The sequence below is a fragment of the Glycomyces buryatensis genome (genome assembly GCF_004912275.1).
GTDB classification, from domain to species: Bacteria; Actinomycetota; Actinomycetes; order Mycobacteriales; family Micromonosporaceae; genus Glycomyces; species Glycomyces buryatensis.
The window spans coordinates 67,757-86,744 of record NZ_STGY01000010.1 but is presented as its reverse complement, the minus strand read 5'-3'; the positions used below and the strand labels follow the sequence as shown (position 1 = coordinate 86,744).

Below are 18,988 nucleotides of genomic sequence, written 5' to 3'. Positions count from 1 at the left end.
GGGCGGCCGATTATCCCTTCTCCAAGAATTCACCTCGGTCGGCTGCGAGATCGTCGACCAAGGCCGCGAAGGCCGGTTCGCCCTTCAGGTCCGGGTCGGCGACGATCATGGCCATGGCGTCCTGCCGGGCGGCCTCGATGATGTCGACGTCGTGCAGGAGCGAGAGCAGCTTCACGTGCGATTTGGTGCCCGACTGGGCCGCGCCGAGCACGTCGCCCTCCCGGCGCTGCTCCAAGTCGAGCTCCGCCAGCGCGAAGCCGTCGGTGGTCGAGGCGACCGCGTCGAGCCGTTCCCGCGAGCTGGTGCCCTCGGCGACTTCGCTGACCAGCAGGCACAGGCCGGGGTGTTCGCCTCGTCCGACGCGGCCGCGCAGCTGGTGGAGCTGCGAGATGCCGAAGCGCTCGGCGTCGAGGACGACCATCGCGGTGGCATTGGGGACGTTGACGCCGACCTCGATGACGGTGGTGGCGACGAGGACGTCGAGCTGTCCGGCGGCGTAGGCGCGCATAACGCGGTCCTTCTCGTCGGCGTCGAGGCGGCCGTGGAGCAGGCCCAGGCGCAGCTCGCTGAGCGGCCCGTTCCGCAGCTCCTCGATGACGTCCACGACGGCGAGGGGAGGGCGCTTGTCGTCGGTCCCGGCGTCGCCGTTCTCGCCATCACCGCCATTCTCCTGGTCGGCTCCGCCGACGCGGGGACACACCACATAGGCCTGGCGGCCGGCGGCGGCCTCCTCGCGGACGCGGGCCCAGGCGCGCGACATCCACCGCTGGTCGGTGTAGGGGACGACGTGGGTGGCGATGGGCGTGCGCCCGGCGGGGAGCTCGGTGAGGCGGCTGGTCTCCAGGTCGCCGTAGACGGTCATGGCGACCGTCCTCGGGATGGGGGTGGCGGTCATGACGAGGGTGTGCGGGGGCCGCTGCGCCTTGGCGCGCAGGACGTCCCGCTGCTCGACGCCGAAGCGGTGCTGTTCGTCCACGACGACCAGGCCGAGGTCGGCGAAGTCGACGCCGTCGTAGAGGAGGGCGTGGGTGCCGATGACGATTCCCGCGACCCCGGACCGCACTTCTTCCAGGGTGGAGCGGCGCTGGGCGGCGGTGGCCGATCCGGTTAGGAGCGCAACCCGGGTCGCCTCGGGCGAGGCGCCGAGCTCGCCGCCGCTGGCGAGGTCGCCGAGCGCTTCGACGATGGAGCGGTGGTGTTGGGCGGCCAGGACTTCGGTGGGTGCCAGGAGCGCGGCCTGGCCGCCGTCGGCGACGACCTGGAGCATGGCGCGCAGCGCCACCAGGGTCTTGCCGGAGCCGACGTCGCCCTGGAGGAGCCGGTGCATCGGATGTGTGGCGGCGAGTTCGGTCGCGATCTCCTCCCCCACCTGGCGCTGCCCGCCGGTGAGTTCGAAGGGGAGGGCGGCGTCGAAGGCCGCGAGGATCGCGCCGCCCGTGGGGCGGGGCGTGGCCTGCTCCTGCGCGGATTCGGCCTTGCGGCGCACTAGCGCGGCCTGCATGACCAGGGCCTCTTGCCATTTGAGGCGTTTCTTGGCGGCGCCGAGCGATCCGAAGGATTCGGGGCGGTGGATCTGGCGCAGCGCCGTGGCGTAGTCGGTGAGGTGCTGCCGGGACCGGATGGCCGACGGGAGCGGGTCATCCGGCCTACCGACGAGGTCGAGCACGGTCCGGACGGCCTTGGCGATGTTCCAGGTCGGAAGGTCGGCGGTGGCGGGGTAGACGGGGATGAGTGCCCCGGCGAACTCCTCGACGGCGTCGGCTTCATCGACTCCGTCTCCGGCGAGCATCCGCGACTGCGGCGAGTTCAGTTGGAGGCGGCCGCGGAACTGGCCCACCCGGCCGGCGAACAGGCCCCAGCGTCCTACCTTGAGTTCCTTTGCGCGCCAAGCCTGGTTGAAGTACGTGAGGGCGAGGGTGCGCCCGGCCTCGTCGGCGACGACGACCTCCAGCAGGCTCCCGGGCCGCTTGCCCGGACGCGGCCGCGTCTGCTTGGTGAAGGCGGCCTTGACCTGCGCGAAAACAGTGACGTCCTCGCCGACCTGAAGCGCGCCCAGGTCGGTCTGCTCGCCGCGCTGGGCATAGCGGAACGGGTAGTGCCCCAGCAGGTCTCCGACCGTCTCCAGGCCGAGGCCGTCCGTCAGCGCGGCGGCGGTCTTGGCGCCCACGGCGTCGCGCAGCCGGGTCTCCAGTCCGACGGTCATTCTGCTCCAATGAGAATCAGCGGTTCGTCTTGGCCGGCGGGCAGCTGCTGGAGTTCCACCAGCGGCCACGCCCTTCGAACATGATCGCTCAGGGCTGTGACAGTTTCGGCGTCCGACCCGGAGCCGGCCAGGACGGTGACGAGTTCGGCGCCGGCCGAGCAGAGCCGGTCGACCAGGTCGAGGGCGGCCACGGCCGGGTCGGTGCCGGTGTGGATGACGTCGCCGTCGACCAGGCCCAGGACCGTGCCTCCGTCGAATCGGACCTCGCCGGTGCGGCAGGAGGCGGCCGCCTCGGCCATGGCGATGACGTCGTCGTCGAAGGGCCGCTCGGCGTCGTGGACGGCGAACGCGGCCAGGCTCTGCATGATCGAACCGGTCGGGATGACCGCGACCCGGTAGCCGTCGCGCCGGGCCGCGCCGACGGCCTCACGGACCGCGTCGAGCGCGGCCGGATCGTCCACGAGCACGACCGCGTTCGGGCCTCCCCCGGCGCGGATCGCCGCGAGCACGTCGTCGGGGCTCGCGGTGGCGGCGACCGGGCAGCCCTCGGATTCGAGCAGGCCGCGCAGCTGCGGCAGGGAGGTCACGGCGGCCACGGCCCGCTGGAGCGTGAAGGGGCCGGCCTCCTCGTGGCCAGAGGCCGGGCCGCCGTGGTGGCGCGAATAGGCGTCGTCGAAGCGGGTCACCGAGATCCGGTGGACCCGGCCCCGCTCGATCCCGGCCTCGATCGCCGCGCCGATGTCATTGACGTGCACGTGGACGTTGAACGTGGTGACGGACTTGGCCGCGCGCGAACCGATGATGACCACCGAGTCGCCCAGCTCGATCAGCCGGTGCCGCAGTTCCGAGGCCCGCTCGGCATCTGATTCGAGCAGGTACTGGACCTCGTAGTCGAACGCTTCGGAGCCGGTCTCGCGCGGCACCTCTTCGACTTGCGCCCCGGAGCGGTTGCGGTGGCGCTCCAGCAGATCCAGCGCACCGGTCGACACCGAGCCGGTCAAGGTCTCCACCAGGGCCTCCAGCAGCAGCGCCAGGGCCATGCCGCCCGCGTCCACCACCCCGGCCCGGGCCAGCGCTGGCAACTGCCCCGGCGTGGCCGCGACGGCATCGGCGGCGGCTTCGGCGGCCGCACGGGCTGCCGAGACGAGTCCGAACGGGGCGGCCTTCGCGGCGGCGCTGGCGGCGGTCTCGGCGACGGTGAGGATCGTGCCGGCGGTGGGCACGGCGACCGCGGCGGTGGCCGCGTCGGTGGCCGAGCGCAGTCCGGCGGCGAAGCCCCTGGAGTCGATCCCGGCGGCGGTCCAGGCGTCGGCGAGGCCGCGCAGCATCTGAGCGAGGATGACTCCGGAGTTCCCGCGTGCGGCGAGGAGCGCTCGCGAGGCGGCCTCATCCATGAGAGCGGGCAGGGTCAGGCCCGGCGTCGCGCCCTGGAAGGCGGCCTGGAGGGTGGCGAGCATATTGGTCGCCGTGTCGGAGTCGGCGACGGGGAAGACGTTGAGCTCGTCCACGCCGCGGCGGTGACGGGTCAGCGTCTCGATGCCGCGTGCGGCCCACTGCCGCATCGCGTCGGCGTCGAGAACTTGGCGGCCATGCTCTGGGATGTCGCTCACGGGCCCAGAGACTACGCCTGCGCGAGCGGGTCCAGCACCCCACAGTGCCGAAAAGGCCCGCCCGGCATGATGCGCCGGACAGGCCCTCGGCTTACGCGAATGGTTCGGGCGATGCTTTACAGCTCGCCGTAGCGCAGGGAGTTGCGGACCGCCTCGACCGTTTCGGCCGCGTCGCTCTGGGCGGTGCCGACGAAGCCTTCGAGGCCGCCTTCGGCCTGCACGATGGCCGCGTAGACGGTGGTGTCGCCGACGGTGAAGGTGTGGAACTGGGCCTGGCGGGCGTCGATCCAGTAGTTCTGGATATTGGCGTCGCCGTCGATCTCGCCGCCGAGTCCTTCGGCGATCGCGGCGTCGAAGGCCGCTCCCAGGTCGTCCAGTTTCGAGTCCTCGGTGGCGCCGAGCGCTTCGGCATTGAGCTGGCCGACGAAGGCGGTGGCGGTGCCGTCCTCGTTGGCGCGGCCGCTGCCGGTGGCGAACACGGGGGGAACCTCGGTCGATTCGGCCCATTCGGCGGACTCGCCGCTGAGGACGAACTTCAGTCCGGCGGAGGCGTCGTTGACCAGGACGGGTTCGGCCCCGGCCGGGGTTTCGATAGTGCCGGTCGGTGGGTCGGTCGGCTCGTCTCCCAGCGGGTTGAAGACGATGAAGCCTCCGATGCCGAGCGCGGCCGCGACGACCACGACACCGATGAGCAGGAGCCACATCGGGCCCTTGCCGCCGCCGCCCTTCTTCTTGCGCTGGATCGGCTGGGCGCCTCCCCAGGGCTGCTGGCCGCCGGCCGGGCCCGAGACGGGCGCGAGCTGGCCGCCCTGCGGGCCGAACTGGCCCTGACCGGGCGAGACGGGCATCCCGGAAGCGGGGACGGAGGACACGGGCGGCATTCCCGGGGCCGGCATTCCGGGCATCCCGGCGCCGGGCATACCCGAGACCGGCATTCCTGGCATGCCCGACACGGGCATCCCGGGGTGCTGGCCTGGAGAGTCGAAGGGGGACACCGGGACGCCGGGCGGGGGACCGAACGGCGGCGGCGACTGGTTGGGATTGCCGCCGTATTTGATGGTGCCGTCGACATCCTCGACGGGCATCGGCTGGCTCATGGGCTGCTGACTCATCGGCTGGCTCATCGGCGACTGCTGCACATGCTGGCTCTCCGGGGACCAGGGCGGCGGTTCCTCGGCAGGGGGCTGCTCGTTCGGCCGGTACACCGGCGGCTGGGACTGCGGCGGCGGCTGCCAGCCGTCGGCAGGCGGCTGCGGGGTGTTGCTCATGATCGACTCACCAACGGAAGTATGGGCATCGGCACATCACTGTATGCGGCTAGCCTACGGGATCTCGTCTCATCCTAGAGTGACCGACCGTAGCCGTCCGCGGCAGCCGCCACAGTACAGAGCGTGCGTCGAGCGTCCTTGCAGGACCGATGGACGGGCTTCTATCGAGGCCGGCGGCTCGCTGTGATGCAGGACCTCCGACCTGGATGGTCGGGTGTCTGTCAGGTCCGTTAGAATTAGCGGGTTGCCCGCCGTCGGGGCGGGCCCCTTGAACGTCAACGCAGGAGTTTTGGATTATGTCGAGCGTGTGTGAAGTCTGCGGCAAGCGCCCTGGCTTCGGCAACAACGTGCCGTGGTCCCACAAGAAGACCAAGCGTCGTTGGAACCCGAACCTGCAGACCATTCGCATCGCGACTGGCTCCGGCGATAACAAGCGCCGCGCCAAGGTCTGCACCTCGTGCCTCAAGGCCAACAAGGTGACCCGCTAGGGACCTGGCCCAAGGCCACAAAGACTTCACGCCGCCGGGCGTCGCCCGGCGGCGTTTCGTCGTATCAAAATACGGCGGCGCGTGACGGGCACGGCCTCGTCCCGATGGGCCACCGCGCCGTGATGCGTCGGCGCTCTCTTTCGTGCCAATATCCTGTGACGATCAATACATCGGCCACGAATAGGGCCGAGAACTGTCGCACCCGGAGAGCACCGTGGCAGCGGGCAGGTACTTTCTTCCCCTCCCACCCGGGAGCGGTATGCCCCGACCGCCACTGCGCTCCCTATTCGGCTCCGCCACTAAGCCCCTCTATTCAGCTCCGCTGCTGAGCCGTCTATTCGGCTCCGCCGAAGTGATCCCAGCCGGTCGGGCCGGTCCAGCGGTTGCCGTCGACCGTCACTCCCGCGCCCGCCGCGATCGTGCCGACGCGGCGCCAGCCTTCCGGCAGCAGCACATCCGACGGGAATGCCGCCGCCAGCGCGTGGTCCTCTCCCCCTGTCAGCAGCCACTTGCGTGCCTCGACGCCGAGTGCTTCGGCGGCGTTGGCCATCGGTTCGGGGATGTCGAGCGTGCCCGAGTCCACATCGATCGCGACTCCTGAGGCCTTGGCCAGGTGTCCCACGTCGGCAAGGAGCCCGTCAGAGATGTCGATCATGGCCCGCACCCCCATGAGGGCGGCGTCACGGCCTGCCGCATAGGGCGGTTGCGGGCGCCGGTACGCCCCGACCAGCGCGCCTGGAGAGCGGAAGCCGCGCGAGAGCACGTTCAGCCCAGCGGCGGACCAGCCGATCTTGCCCGCGAGCGCCAGCACGTCGCCGGGCTTGGCCCCGCCCCTGGTGACCGGGGCGCGGCCTTCGAGGTCGCCGAGGGCGGTGACGGTGACGGTGAGCTGCTCGCCGCGAGTGGTGTCACCGCCGATGACGGCCGCGCCGCAGCCGGCGGACTCGGTGGCCAGGCCGGAAGCGAGTCCTTCGAGCCATTCGGCGGGCAGGTCCTGGGGGGCCGAGACGGCGACGAGGAGCGCGGTGGGTCTGGCGCCCATCGAGGCGATGTCGGCGAGGTTCGCGGCGGCGGCCTTGTGGCCGACATCGGCCGCGGAGCACCAGTCGCGGCGGAAGTGGCGCCCGTCGACGAGCATGTCGGTGCAGGCGACGACCCTCCCGTCGGGTGCGGTGATGACGGCGGCGTCGTCGCCGGGTCCGAGCACGACGGCGTCGGTGGTGACGAAGTGCCTGGTGAAGCGCTCGATCAGTCTGAACTCGCCGACTTCGGCGACGGTTTCGCTCACGGTTGGTTCCAGTCTCGGGCAGTTGACGGTCTCCACATCACTGCGTAATCTTCGCTCAACGGCGTTCGGGAACCGGTCAGGCCCACCGGTGTCACCGTTCGCGCAACGGCGTTCGGTGCCGGTCCATATCCGCTGGTGTCGCTTTTCGTCCGCCGGTCCCTTTTCTGCCCGTTGGCGTTTGGAGGCCTGTCGCATGGTGCAGGCATACATTCTGGTCCAGACCGAGGTCGGGATGGCCCAGCAGGTGTCCGAGCATGTCGCGAAGATCGACGGCGTGGTCCGGGTGGACACCGTGACCGGACCGTATGACGTGGTAGTGCTCACCGAGGCCTCCACCATCGAGGCGCTGGGGCACGCCGTGGTCGGTAGAGTCCAGCGCGTGGCGGGTATTACCCGCACGCTGACCTGTTCGATTCTGGATCTCTGAGGAGCATCGTGGGCAAGTCGAGGCTTCCGGCGATCATTGCCACCGTGGTGGCGCTGCCTGTGGCGGTGGTGGCCGGTGTGTTCGCGTTCCAGTTCATGACGGCGACCGCCGAGGAATCCGAGCCCGAGGCCGACTTGACGCCGGTGAGCGTCGAGGTTCCCGCGCTCGAAGGCGAGGACGCCGTGATCTGTCTGGCGTTGACGGCGACGGCTCCTGACACCGCGGGCGAATTGCCCGCTCGCCCGGTCGAGGGCGGCGAGCGCGCCTCGGAGTTCGTTCTGGCCTATGGCGATCCGGCGGTGGTGGCCACGTGCGGCGCCGCGGCGGTCGAGATCGAGGACACGGCGCCGGTGTTCAAGCTGAACGGCGTCTGCTGGTTCAGCGAGGAGAACGGCGACGGCTCGTCGTGGGTGACGCTGGACCGGCAGGTGCCGGTCGCGGTGGAGTTCCCGGCGGAGTTCGAGCAACCCTCGGATGTGCTCAATGATCTGTCGACCGTCATCGCCGAGAAGGTCAAGGCGGCCGAGACCGCGCCGACCGGGTGCGCGTGACCGAGCGTGCGGCGCCGGGGACGGCGCTCGACCGTTCGTTCTTCGCGCGAGATTCGTTGGCGGTGGCGCCTGAGCTGCTCGGCTGCACGGTCTCCGCGAACGGCGTGACGATCCGCGTGACGGAGGTCGAGGCGTACCGGCAGGACGATCCGGCCTCGCATTCCTTCCGTGGGCCGACTGCTCGGACGGCGGTCATGTTCGGGCCGCCCGGGTTCCTCTATATCTATTTCACCTATGGAATGCACTTCTGCGCCAACGTGTCCTGCGGCCCGGACGGGGCGGGTGCGGCGGTGCTGCTGCGCGCCGGCGAGGTCGTCGCCGGCACGGAGGCGGCGCGGGAGCGTCGCGGCGAGCGGGTCTCGTTCCGGGACCTGGCTCGCGGGCCGGCGCGCCTGGCGCAGGCGCTGGGCTGGGACCGGTCGGACGACGGAGCGGACCTGGTCGGATCGGTCGTCGCCGGTTCGCCGGCGTTGCCGGTACTGGCCGGGCCGCGGACCGGGATCTCGAAGGCGGCCGACCTCACGTGGCGGTTCTGGATCGCCGACGACCGGTACGTCTCGCCGTACAAGCGGCACCCGAAGGCGCCGCCCGCGGCGTTACTCGAGCGTCACGGCGAAGGCCTGTGACCGCATCAGGTCTCGGTAGGCGTCCAGGGTGTCCTGGTGGAGATGGACCTCCGAGTTGCGGCCCTCGGCGTTGGGCGATTCAAAGTAGACGATCGCCTTCAGCCGTGGATAGTGCGCCAGCTGGTATTTGGCGGCCTTGAACACCGCCGCCTGGTGGCCGGGGTATTTCGATTCGTGGAAGACGCCCCATTCGGCGAGCATCATCGGTTTCGTCGGGTGGGTCTGGCCGACCCAGTGGTAGAAGCCGGGCCAGGCGGTGCCGTCGGTGGTCTGGTCGATGATCTCGGTGAAGTCCGAGTAGCCGTCGTCCGCAAGGGACTGTCCATAGCCGGAGAGTCCGATCCAGTCGACCACGTCGTCTCCGGGGTAGAGCTGGTCATGCCAGGGCTTCTCGACCCATTTCAGGTAGCCCATGTAGTTCATGACCATGACGGCATTGTCCACTCCGGCTTCGCGCAGATATTCGGTGACGTAGCGGAACATCGCGGCGTAATCGGAGGCCTCCATGCCCGATCCGGCCTTCTGGATGACGTCGTTCTCGGGTTCATGGTGGACGGTGAGGAAGAATTCGGCGTCGAAGTTCGCATTGATGTGCGCGGCAAGCTGATCGAGGTAGGCGTCGGTGTCGCCGTCCCCGGCGGCGATCTCGCCCCAGGTGGCTCCCCTGGGCTTCCAGTTGATGAACAGGGTGCGCGGGTGCACCGGGTCGGAGGCCAGCGCGATCTGCTCGGGCGTGGGGAACACTTGACCCTGTCCGCGCTGGTAGGCGTGGTAGATCTGCTGCGTGCGCTCGACGGTCTGCTCGAATTCGAGGAAGGCCTGCTCCTTCGGGCGGCTGGTGTGGGCCCCGGCGGCGGCGCCGACGAGGGCACCGCAGGTGGGGATCAGCTTGTCGCCGGTCGTGCAGGTGTTGAGGTTGTCCTGGGCCTGTCCGGCCTCGGGGATGCCGGGACCGGCGGGTCCGGCGGTGGGCTCCGAAGTGGGCCCGGAGGTGGAATCCGTGGTGGGCACCGGGGTGGGTTCGCCCGTCGGATCGGCATACGGGCTGGCGGGCGGGTCCGTGGGCGGGCTCGCCGATGGGTCCGCGGCCGGGGTGGAGATGGTGCGCAGTCTGGGGCCGGAGCCTTCCTCAGTGGTGCCCTGGAGTTCGAGGTAGGAGTCGTTGTCGGGGCTGGTGATCGCGAAGCCGTGGTAGCCGGGCGCGTCGATGGCGCCGGAGATGTCGAAGACGATCTCGGTGGTCGTGGAGTCGACGAGGACGGCGTCCCAGACCCGGCCGTAGGGCGGGGCGCTCTCGGCGGTGAGCGAGCACAGGCAGTCGACGGGGCGCACGGAGCTGACCTCCAGCATCATCCCTTCGGAATCGGGCGGGAGGGCGACGGGCATGCGCAGTTCGGCGGTGTGGTCGGGACGCACCGTGGACTCGTCCAGTCCGAATTGGAGGTGGGTGACGCTGATGCCCAGGTCGTCGGACTGTCCGACGGGGAGGACCGTGGGCGCGTCGGGGGCGGGTTCGCTCACGCTGGTGGCGGTGAAGGTGGCGGCCACGGGCGAGTGGTCGACGGTGCCCTCGCCGCCCCTCCAGGATTCGGGGACGGTCTCGGTGGTGTGGGCGCGGTCGACGCCGGTCCCGTAGCCGATGACGAATCCGGCCAGTACCAGCGGAAGTGCCGCCATGAGCGTGACGATGCCCCGGCCCGTCCGCAGTGGAAGTCCCGGTTGCCTGGTCGGTTCGTTCATGTCGCACCTCCGCGGAGCCTATGTGACACACGCTCAAATGTCGCGAATCACCATAATAGCGAATGAATTACTTTCTACTACCCCAAGACCACTTTGACAACACCCGAAGCACTGACACTTTCCGGACACGGGCCCGGGCCCGTCACCTTTCCATGCGGTGGCTCGTTACTCAACCGAGATCCCGTGAACGAGAAAGGCCTTCGCGTTGAGGACCCCTGCCGCCCGCACGCTCGCCGACTACGGCATCATCGCCCGCCGATCCTGGTGGCTCATTGTGGGATCGGTGGTCTTGGCGCTGGGTGCCGCTCTCGCTTATACCGCGATGAGCGCCAAAGTGTACGAGTCGACCTCCGCGGTCCTGGTGCTGCCCACCGCGACCGACACCGCGGTCGCCGGGGCCCGCACGGCCGGACAGGTCAATCTGGACACCGAGGCCCAACTGGTGAAGTCCACCGAGGTCGCGCAGGCCGCCGCCGACGCCCTCGGCGAATCCGATGCGACGAAACTGGCCGGGCGTGTCTCGGTGACGGTCCCGCCCAACACCTCGGTGCTGGAGATCAACTTCCGTGGCGCCGACCCTGAGTCGGCCCAGGCCGGGGCCGCGGCCTTCAGCGAGGCCTATCTGGACCATCGGCGCGACGGGGCCACGGCCTCGCTCGACAATGCGATCGCCACCGGGCGCCTCGGCCTCGACTCGCTGAACGACGACATCACCGGGCTCGAGGCCGAACTGGCCGGGCTCGACTCGGGCGACTCGCGCCGCACCGCGATCGAGACCGATCTGGACGAACTGCGGCGCCAGTCCGGTGAGCTCGAAGGCGAGATCTCCGGGCTCGAAGCCGAGCAGGAGGCCGTCACGCCCGGCCGCATCATCAACGACCCGGTCGCGCCCGAGTCCCCCACCTCCCCCAACGCGATGTTCAACCTCGCCGCCGCCCTCGGCCTCGGCCTGCCGCTCGGGCTCATGCTCGCCTGGGCGCGGCATCGCCTGGCCCGGCGGGTCTGGTATCCGACCGACCTGGTCGACCGCTGCGAGCTCGACGTGCTCGGCTCGGTCCCCAAGTCGGTGCGGTTCCAGCGCCGCGAGGTCTTCGGCGCCTACAGCCCCGGCGGCCGGGTCTTCTCCCAGCTGCGCAACGTCATCGCCTCCCAGCTCACCGACGACCAGCGCGTCGTGGTCGTCGCCGGGGTCGCACCCGGACCGGCCGCCAGCGTCGTCGCCGCCAACCTCGCCACCGCCATGGCCCGCGCGGGCGACCGCGTCACCACCGTCGCCGCCAACCCCTCCACCACCGTGGGACTCCCCGAACTGTTCGGCACCGAGTCAGTCCCCGGCCTGGCCGACGTGTGGTCGGGACGCGTGGACCTGTCCGAGACCATGCGGGCCGCGCCCCGCCAACCGAGCCTGACCGTCATCGGCCCCGGCGCGGCCGCCCGCGCCGCCGGGCCCACCAGCGAGGCCGCCGCCGAGACCTTCACCAAGCTCGCCGAGGCCGGCCGGTTCGTCGTCGTCGACGCCCCGCCGCTGTCCTGCTCGGCCGACGCCCAGCTCCTCGCCGGACACGCCGACGCGGTCATCCTCGCCGTCCAGTCCCAGCGCGACTCCATCAGCGAGACCGCCGCGGCCGCGACCGCCATGCGCCAGATCGACATCCCGCTGCTGGGGGCCGTCCTGCTCCCCTCAGTCCTCGGGCCCTTGAACAACGTCCCGCTGCCCGAGAGCCGCTCGCTCGACCTGCCCGCCGCTCGACGCTCCGGAGCCCAGGGCGAGCAGGTTTCCGCCGACGAAACTCCCACCGATTCGCTTGAGGCCGTGGAGGAATCCTGTCCGACTCAGGCGGCCGCGCCGGCGCGCGCCGCCGAACCGCGATGACCCTCACCGCTCCGCTCCACCCGCGCGTCCGGGCGGAGACCGGGCCCGACTCCGAACGCGAAGGCCGGTACCTGACGTGGCTGCTCGCGGCGTTCCCCCTGTGGTGGGCGCTCGGCATGGGCGTGCTCGTCATCCCGTTCGTCGCCGCGGTGGCCGCCGTGAAGCTGCTGCGGCGCCGCTCCATCGCAGTGCCGCCCTCGTTCGGATGGTGGCTGCTGTTCCTCCTCGCCGTCGTCCTGAGCCTGGCCAACCTCAGCGTCGACCCGCCCGGGACCATCCCCGGAAACTGGTTCTCCCAGCTGCCCGGGGCGACCTTCCGGCTCGGCTTCTACTGCTGCTGCACCTTGATCGCCCTGTGGGCCTACAACCTCGTCGTCGAGGGCCGCTATCCGAAGGAGCGGCTCATCCGGCTCCTGGCGTGGCTGTTCGCCGTCACCGTCGCCGGAGGACTGCTCGGCACCTTCGCGGGCGGCTTCGAATACACCTCACCGGTCGAGGCGCTCCTGCCCAAGGCGGTCGCCGCCGACGGCTTCGTCAAGTCCCTCGTCCACCCAGCCGCCGCCCAGACCATGGACTTCCTCGGGTACGAGACACCGCGTCCGGCCGCGCCCTGGGGCTACACCAACACGTGGGGCAACAACTTCGCCATCACCGGCGTGTGGCTCGTCGTCGCCGCGTTCTGCCTGCCGCTGCGCACCCGCTGGCGACTCGCCGCGACCGCGCTGCTGTGCGTCTCGCTCGTCCCGGCCGTGTACTCGATGAACCGCGGTCTGTGGTTGGGCCTGGCCGCCATCGCCGTCTTCGCCGCGCTGCGACTGCTGGTGTCCGGACGGCCCGGCGGGATGCTCGCGCTGGCCGGGGCGGGCGGTGCCGTCATCCTCCTGATCGCCCTGACGCCCTTGGGAACCGTCGTGCAGGCTCGCATGGACAACGGCCACTCCGACGACGGCCGCGCATTCTCCTCCGAGCGCGCCACCGAACTCGTCCTCGCCCACTCCCCCGTGCTCGGCTTCGGGTCGACCCGCAAGACCCTCGGCTCGGGTGAGTCGATCGCGGTGGGCCCCACGCCCGAATGCCCCCGCTGCGGCGGACGCACCCTCGGCGGCAATGGCCAGCTGTGGCAGGTCCTGTTCGCCCACGGCCTGGCCGGGACGATCGCCTACCTCGGATTCGGCCTGAGCGTGTTGTGGCGGTACCGCTCCGACCACTCGGCGATCGGCATCGCCGGCTCGGCGGTCATCGGACTGTCGATGGTCACCATGTTCTTCTACAACGCGCTCGTCACTCCCCTCCTGCTCACCCTGTTCAGTTACGTCCTCCTCGCCGCAAACAGAACCGCGATACCGGGAACCAACACGGAGAAGCCATGAGCAGAGCCCTGAAGACCGCCGACGACCTCAGTCGCCGCGCGACCTACCTGGCAGAGGTGATCGACCAGCTCTACCCGGGGCCGGAACGGCCGGCGCCCGGGAAGGAATCGGCGGGGCTGGTCCCGTTCACGCCGGCGTCCACCGAGACGCGGCCGTACATTGTGGTGCCCGGCCGGCGCAAGCCGCGGGTGCTCATCCCGGCCGCCGACCGGAAGGTCGCCGCCGGCGCACTGGCGAGGTATGCGCGCCCGGCCGCCCGCGGCGCCCGCGCCAAGCGGGACGCCGCCGTGTGGGCGCTGCGCCTCGGCCTCGACCGGCTCCTGCTGCCCCACCGCATCCAGGTGGCTTCCGCCGAAGGCATTGACGACCACCTCGCCTCCGTGCTCGGCCACGAGGTCCACCTGAGCATCCATATCGGACCGGCCAGGGCCAATCGGAAGCCGGTGCTCCAGATCCTCGACGGCGAGGCCCGGACGGTCGCGTTCGCGAAGCTCGGCGTCAATGCACTCACGCGAGAGCTGGTCGAGGCCGAGACGACGGCGACCCGCCGGCTCAGCGAGCTGTGCGACCTGCGTCGCCTGCGGGTGCCGACATTGCTGCACTCCGGTACCTGGCGGGGCTGCAATCTCATGGTGACGTCGGCGCTTCCGGCCTGGTCCGAACCGGTCGAGTGCGGCGAGACCCGGCGGGCCGAGGGCATGCGGGAACTGGCCGAGGCGGTCGGCACGAACCGTTCGCCGCTGGGCGAATCGGACTACGCGGCCAGGCTGCGGACGCGGTTGAAGCAGCTCGTCGAGCGGGGTGAGCCCGACGCCGAGACGCTGGTGGCGGCCGGGACGACCTTGCTGGACCGGTATGCGGCAACGGAACTGACCTTCGGGTGTTGGCACGGCGACTGGTCGCCGTGGAACACCTGCGAAGCGGCCGACGTGGTCTACCTGTGGGACCTGGAACGGTTCGAGGCGGGCGTGCCGTACGGCTTCGACGCGGTGCACTACCGGCTGCAGGACGACATCGTGACCCGCTCGGCCGACCCGACCACGGCGGTCCTGCAACTGGTGGCCAACGCTCCGGCGGTCCTCGCCCCCATGGGCGTCGCGCCCTCCGAAGCGGAGCCGACCGCGCTGCTGTACCTGGTCGACCTGGCCGCCCGCTACATGAGCGACCGGGCCGAACAGGCCGGTGCCGCCCTTGGCGCGCTTGGCAAGTGGCTGCTGCCGACCTTGTTGCGGCATATCGCGCGGCAGCGCGAGACAGAGTAGGGCGCGCGACAGCGCGAAAAAGAATAGAACGTGGCGTACGACAGCGCGAGAAGCGTGGAACGTGCAGCGCGCGGCGGCGCGAAAAAGCGCGGGACCCACGGCATCGTGGGAACAAGCCGTGCGTCCGATTGCGCGAGCTGACTTAAGGGACCAGGCGCCTTTCGACCTGGGCACTGGACTGTTAGGAGCTTCGATTGATTCAGCGAATATTGCGGGAGCGGGTTCCCGCCCCCGTCAAGGCCGCCGTCGGCCATTCAACCCGCGCCTACGGGCGCATGACGTCGGCCTCGCGGATCCTCCCGGGCCTGCTCGTCTGCGGCGGCCAGCGCTGCGGGACCACCTCCCTCTACCGCGCCCTGGCCCAGCACCCGGCCATGCTCAAACCCGTGTGCCACAAGGGCGTCCACTACTTCGACACCGCCTATGACCGGGGACTGTCGTGGTATCGGGCGCACTTCCCCACCAAGGCGGTCGCCCGCCGCGCCGCCGACCACACCGGTCTGGCTCCCATCGGCTTCGAGTCCAGCCCGTACTACCTGTACCACCCGCTGGCCGCGCAGCGCTTCGCCCGCGACCTGCCCGGCGTCAAGGTGATCGTGCTGGTCCGCGACCCCGTCGAGCGGGCCTGGTCGCACCACGCCCACGAGGTGGCGCGCGAGTTCGAGGACGTCGCCGACTTCGGCGCCGCCATCGAGGCCGAGCCCGGAAGGCTGCGCGGCACCGAGGAGCGGCTGCGCCACGACGGGCGCCACTACAGCTTCGACCATCAGCACCACGCCTACACCGCGCGCGGCCAGTACACCGATTACCTTGAGCCGCTTGCCCAGCAGGTCGGTCGCGACCGGCTCCTGGTGCTGGACTCGGGCGAGTTCTTCACCCGTCCCGATGACGCCTTCGAGCGGGTGCTGCGGTTCCTCGGCCTGCCGTGGCTCGGCGAGTTCGCGTTCGCGCGCCACAATGCGCGCGGGCGGCCCTCCCCGATGTCCCCGGCGCTGCGCGAGCACCTGACCGACCACTTTGCGCCGTATGACGACCGGCTCGCCGACTGGCTCGGGGCGGTGCCGAGCTGGCGGCAGTCGCAGACCGCTTCGGCGGTCCAGTGACCACATCGGACGCCGCTAGGGCGTCGGTCACAGAGGCCCCGGAACTGCTGGTGCCGGTCCAGGGCGGGCCCGCCGACGCCGAGCTCTCGGAGATTCGCGGGACCGCCCGCGGCGGCCTGGTCAACCTGGTCGGCGCGGGAGTCGCCGGGCTCGGCGGCCTGGTAGTCACCTGGCTTGTCGCGGTGACGCTCTCCCCGGCGGAGGCTGGGGCGTTCTTCGCGGTGACCTCGGTGTTCCTGCTGGCAGCGGCGGTCGCGCGGCTGGGGACCCCGACCGGCCTGGTGTACTGGGTGGCGCGGCTGCGGAAGTCGGGCCGCGACGCCGCCATCGGCTCGGTCCTGCGCATCGGCCTGTGGCCGGCCGCGATCGCCGCGACGGCCTGCGCCATCGCCCTGTTCGCGACCGCCGAAATGCACGCCCGCCCCGACCTGGTGCGGCTCGTCGCGATCTTCATTCCCGCGTCGGTCGCGATGGAGGCACTGCTGGCGGCCACGCGAGGGTACCGGCAGATGGGCCCCACCGTCGTCATCGACAAGTTCGGGCGCACCCTGGCCCAGCTCGTCGCGCTCGGTGCGATCGCCATGGCCGGCAGCGCATCGGCGCTGACGGTGACGCTGGCCTGGTCGCTGCCGTACATTCCGGCCGCGATCGCGGCCGGTTGGTACCTGCGCCGGGGCCACCGCGCCACGGTGAGCGACCCGGGCTTCCCCGACCGGGTGAGCGCGCGGGCGTACTGGGGTTTCACCGCGCCGCGCGCCTTCGCGGGCGTGGCGCAGCTCGGCCTCCAGCGCCTGGACATCATCCTGGTGGCCGCGCTCGCCGGACTCGGACCGGCCGCCGTGTACACGGTGGCCACTCGTTTCGTCATCGTGGGGCAGTTGGCGTCCGGGGCGGTCGGCCAGGCCGTCCAGCCGCGCGCGGCGGCCGCGATGGCCGCCGGGGAGTCGGCCTCGGCGAAGCGGCTCTACCAGGAGTCGACGGCCTGGATCGCGGCCTTGACCTGGCCGGTATACCTCGCGGTCGGCATCGGCGCCGACTGGTACCTGCGGGTGTTCGGCGCCGAATACGCCACCGAGGCGGCCCGAACCGTGGTGTGGATCCTGGTGCCGGCAATGATGTGCAGCTCCGCGTGCGGAGTGGTCGACTCGATCCTGGCGATGGCCGGACGCACCTCGTGGCAGCTGATCGACGTGTCCGTTTCACTCGCCATTAACGTCGCCTTGAACCTGACGTTGATTCCCTTGCTCGGCGTCGTCGGCGCGGCGATCGCATGGTCGGCCGCGGTTCTGGTGAATAATCTGATTCCACTCGCGCAGCTGTGGCGGACCTTCGGACTCCATCCGTTCGGGGCGTTGACCAGGCGGGTGCTCGTGGTGACCGGCCTCGGATTCGGGGCGTTGCCGCTGGCTGCCGGCCTGCTCGGCGACGTCTGGACGATCGCCGCGCTGGCGGCGGCGGGCATCGCGTGGGCGGTGGCGCTGCTGCGCTACCGACGCAGGATCTGACACTCCAACCTAGGGGAAATTCGTGGCCAGCAACTACACCGAGGTGTTCCAAGACCCGACCGCGGTCGAGAAGTACGCCGAGCGCACCTACGCGCCCGGGACGTTCTCGTCCATCGTCTCCGGACGGCAGACCGGATGGCTGCGCGGGTTCGTGCCGAGCGCCTTCCAGACCCCGCCGGTGCACCACGACTTCGCCTGCGGCACCGGTCGGGTCTCGCGCATGCTGGCGGGACTGGTGGCGGCCTCGCACGGCTACGACACATCAGAGGCGATGCTGGCCAAGGGCCGCGAGCTCGGGACGCCCGGCCACGCGCACCTGGTCGGCCCCGGCTCCGCGATCCCGCAGACCGTCCCGGGCCGCCCGGCGCTGGTGACCGCGTTCCGCTTCGTCCTCAACGTGGACGCGGGACTGCGGGACCAGCTTATGGATTTCGCCTCGATGGCCCTGCCCGACGCGGACGCCGGATTCCTGCTGGTGGAGAACCACGGCAACGCGTCCTCACTGCGCCACCTGCGCAAGACGTTCGGCCGCCTCGACACCAGCACCTGGTTCCAGGAGCTCTCGCACCAGGAGATGACCGACCTGTTCGACCGGCACGGCTACGAACTGGCCGGCATGCAGGGCTTCACCCTGTTCACCCAGGGGTGCTACCGCAAGCCCTGGACGGGCGCCGCGAAGGCGGTCGACGGCGCGCTCGCCAGCCCGTTCTCGAAGTGGGCCACCGACGTCGTCTACATCGCCAGGCGGCGTTAGCCGCGCCGCTGCCCGGCGGCGCCCGCCAGAAGCTTGACGGCCTCGGGGATGTCGTTGAGCAGGTACCGGCCGGCCAGGCGCCGCGGCTCGGACAACAGACGGAACAGCCACTCGGTACCGCTGCGGCGCATCCACTTCGGGGCGCGGCGGCGGTAACCGGCAATGAAGTCGATACTGGCGCCGCAACCGAGGAACCACGACTGCGGCGCGGTCGCCCGCAGCCGCACCATCACGTGCTCCTGCTTGGGGAAGCCGAGTCCGACGTAGACCAGGTCCGGTGCGGCGGCGTCGAAGCGGTCGGTCAGGGCCCGCCACTGCGACTCGTCGCGGTCGAACCCCATTGGGGGGCACCAGGCCCCGACGACCTTCAGACCCGGATAGCGGCGCTCCAAGCGGTCGGCGGCCCGCTCGGTGGGACGCGCCGCGCCGTCGGGCGTGCCGCCCAGCAGGGCGACCTTCAGGCCACGTCCGGCCGCCGCCTCCGAAAGGCTCCACACCAGATCCGAGCCCGCGACGCGCTCGGGCAGCGGCGTCCCGGCCAGCTTCGAGGCCCACACCAGGGGCGCGCCATCGGCCACCACCAGGTCCGAGGCCTCGATGATGGTGCGAAGTTCCCTGCTGCACCTGGCCGCCGCCATGATGTCCACATTCGGGGTGACGATCTGTCCGCCGCGCCCCGAATCGATCGCGTCCAGGACGCGAGCCACCGCCTGCTGTTCGGTGACTTGGTCGATGCCTATGCCGCTCAAACGAATTCGACGGCGGGCGTCGCCATGCGGCTGGTGGTGCCGCGAAGGGCCAAAGCGCTCCATGCCAACTGACGGTAGACACCCGTGCGGCTTTTTCCGGGATTTTTCATTCCAGGGCGTGTCCTCAACCCCACCCAGAGTCGTTATAGGTGCATAGCCAAGCCGAACGAG

Annotated in this window: 16 protein-coding genes; 10 read left to right on the top strand and 6 right to left on the bottom strand. The window is 70.6% G+C overall.

The annotated features are described in order from the left end of the window. Window positions 1-10 precede the first annotated feature (10 nt). The 3 genes from recG to FAB82_RS26865 all read right to left on the bottom strand — a co-directional run bounded on the left by recG (window position 11) and on the right by FAB82_RS26865 (window position 5,081). Window positions 11-2,203 carry an ATP-dependent DNA helicase RecG gene (recG, locus tag FAB82_RS03995; protein ID WP_136533249.1) on the bottom strand — a complete coding sequence of 731 codons (2,193 nt, stop codon included), beginning with the start codon at window positions 2,201-2,203 and terminating at the stop codon, window positions 11-13. Then, window positions 2,200-3,813 carry a DAK2 domain-containing protein gene (locus FAB82_RS03990; protein ID WP_168801402.1) on the bottom strand — a complete coding sequence of 538 codons (1,614 nt, stop codon included), beginning with the start codon at window positions 3,811-3,813 and terminating at the stop codon, window positions 2,200-2,202. The genes recG and FAB82_RS03990 overlap by 4 nt, the downstream gene beginning before the upstream one ends. Window positions 3,814-3,929: 116 nt before the next feature. Then, window positions 3,930-5,081: a hypothetical protein gene (locus tag FAB82_RS26865; protein ID WP_168801401.1), complete on the bottom strand. Its 1,152-nt coding sequence runs from the start codon at window positions 5,079-5,081 to the stop codon at window positions 3,930-3,932. A gap of 296 nt (window positions 5,082-5,377) precedes the next feature. On the opposite strand from FAB82_RS26865, the gene rpmB reads away from it, so the two are divergent. Further along, a complete protein-coding gene (gene rpmB / locus FAB82_RS03985; RefSeq protein WP_026922383.1) occupies window positions 5,378-5,569 on the top strand; it encodes a 50S ribosomal protein L28 in 192 nt (63 codons plus the stop codon). 334 nt (window positions 5,570-5,903) lie between these two features. On the opposite strand, the gene FAB82_RS03980 is transcribed toward rpmB, so the two are convergent. Continuing rightward, the gene (locus FAB82_RS03980; RefSeq protein WP_246039440.1) at window positions 5,904-6,857 is read right to left on the bottom strand and encodes a thiamine-phosphate kinase; all 954 of its coding nucleotides are present in this window, start codon (window positions 6,855-6,857) and stop codon (window positions 5,904-5,906) included. Window positions 6,858-7,050: 193 nt separating this feature from the next. On the opposite strand from FAB82_RS03980, the gene FAB82_RS03975 reads away from it, so the two are divergent. The 3 genes from FAB82_RS03975 to FAB82_RS03965 are packed head-to-tail and all read left to right on the top strand — an operon-like array spanning window position 7,051 to window position 8,461. Beyond that, complete coding sequence (locus FAB82_RS03975) at window positions 7,051-7,284, top strand: Lrp/AsnC ligand binding domain-containing protein (RefSeq protein WP_136533246.1); 234 nt, start codon at window positions 7,051-7,053, stop codon at window positions 7,282-7,284. Between the two features lie 59 nt (window positions 7,285-7,343). Then, window positions 7,344-7,835 (top strand): DUF3515 family protein, encoded by a 492-nt coding sequence (locus tag FAB82_RS03970; RefSeq protein WP_168801400.1) that lies wholly within the window; start codon window positions 7,344-7,346, stop codon window positions 7,833-7,835. Then, the gene (locus FAB82_RS03965; RefSeq protein WP_136533244.1) at window positions 7,832-8,461 is read left to right on the top strand and encodes a DNA-3-methyladenine glycosylase; all 630 of its coding nucleotides are present in this window, start codon (window positions 7,832-7,834) and stop codon (window positions 8,459-8,461) included. The genes FAB82_RS03970 and FAB82_RS03965 overlap by 4 nt, the downstream gene beginning before the upstream one ends. Here FAB82_RS03965 and FAB82_RS03960 read toward each other — a convergent pair. After that, a complete protein-coding gene (locus tag FAB82_RS03960; RefSeq protein ID WP_136533243.1) occupies window positions 8,432-10,201 on the bottom strand; it encodes a glycoside hydrolase family 26 protein in 1,770 nt (589 codons plus the stop codon). The genes FAB82_RS03965 and FAB82_RS03960 overlap by 30 nt on opposite strands. Before the next feature lie 205 nt (window positions 10,202-10,406). On the opposite strand from FAB82_RS03960, the gene FAB82_RS03955 reads away from it, so the two are divergent. The 6 genes from FAB82_RS03955 (at window position 10,407) to FAB82_RS03930 (ending at window position 18,068) form a co-directional block, all read left to right on the top strand. Next, window positions 10,407-12,074 (top strand): Wzz/FepE/Etk N-terminal domain-containing protein, encoded by a 1,668-nt coding sequence (locus FAB82_RS03955; RefSeq protein ID WP_136533242.1) that lies wholly within the window; start codon window positions 10,407-10,409, stop codon window positions 12,072-12,074. Next, the gene (locus FAB82_RS03950) at window positions 12,071-13,444 is read left to right on the top strand and encodes a hypothetical protein (RefSeq protein WP_136533241.1); all 1,374 of its coding nucleotides are present in this window, start codon (window positions 12,071-12,073) and stop codon (window positions 13,442-13,444) included. The genes FAB82_RS03955 and FAB82_RS03950 overlap by 4 nt, the downstream gene beginning before the upstream one ends. Next, complete coding sequence (locus tag FAB82_RS03945) at window positions 13,441-14,706, top strand: hypothetical protein (protein WP_136533240.1); 1,266 nt, start codon at window positions 13,441-13,443, stop codon at window positions 14,704-14,706. The genes FAB82_RS03950 and FAB82_RS03945 overlap by 4 nt, the downstream gene beginning before the upstream one ends. Window positions 14,707-14,900: 194 nt before the next feature. After that, on the top strand, window positions 14,901-15,809 hold the full coding sequence (locus tag FAB82_RS03940) for a sulfotransferase family protein (RefSeq protein ID WP_246039439.1): 909 nt from the start codon (window positions 14,901-14,903) through the stop codon (window positions 15,807-15,809). Continuing rightward, window positions 15,806-17,314, top strand: coding sequence for a lipopolysaccharide biosynthesis protein (locus tag FAB82_RS03935; RefSeq protein ID WP_136533239.1), 1,509 nt, complete (start codon window positions 15,806-15,808; stop codon window positions 17,312-17,314). Before FAB82_RS03940 ends, FAB82_RS03935 begins: the two co-directional genes overlap by 4 nt. Window positions 17,315-17,336: 22 nt before the next feature. Beyond that, the gene (locus FAB82_RS03930; RefSeq protein WP_136533238.1) at window positions 17,337-18,068 is read left to right on the top strand and encodes a class I SAM-dependent methyltransferase; all 732 of its coding nucleotides are present in this window, start codon (window positions 17,337-17,339) and stop codon (window positions 18,066-18,068) included. On the opposite strand, the gene FAB82_RS03925 is transcribed toward FAB82_RS03930, so the two are convergent. After that, window positions 18,065-18,817, bottom strand: coding sequence for a WecB/TagA/CpsF family glycosyltransferase (locus FAB82_RS03925; RefSeq protein ID WP_246039438.1), 753 nt, complete (start codon window positions 18,815-18,817; stop codon window positions 18,065-18,067). The two genes, FAB82_RS03930 and FAB82_RS03925, sit on opposite strands and share 4 nt — an antisense overlap. Between the last annotated feature and the right edge of the window lie 171 nt (window positions 18,818-18,988).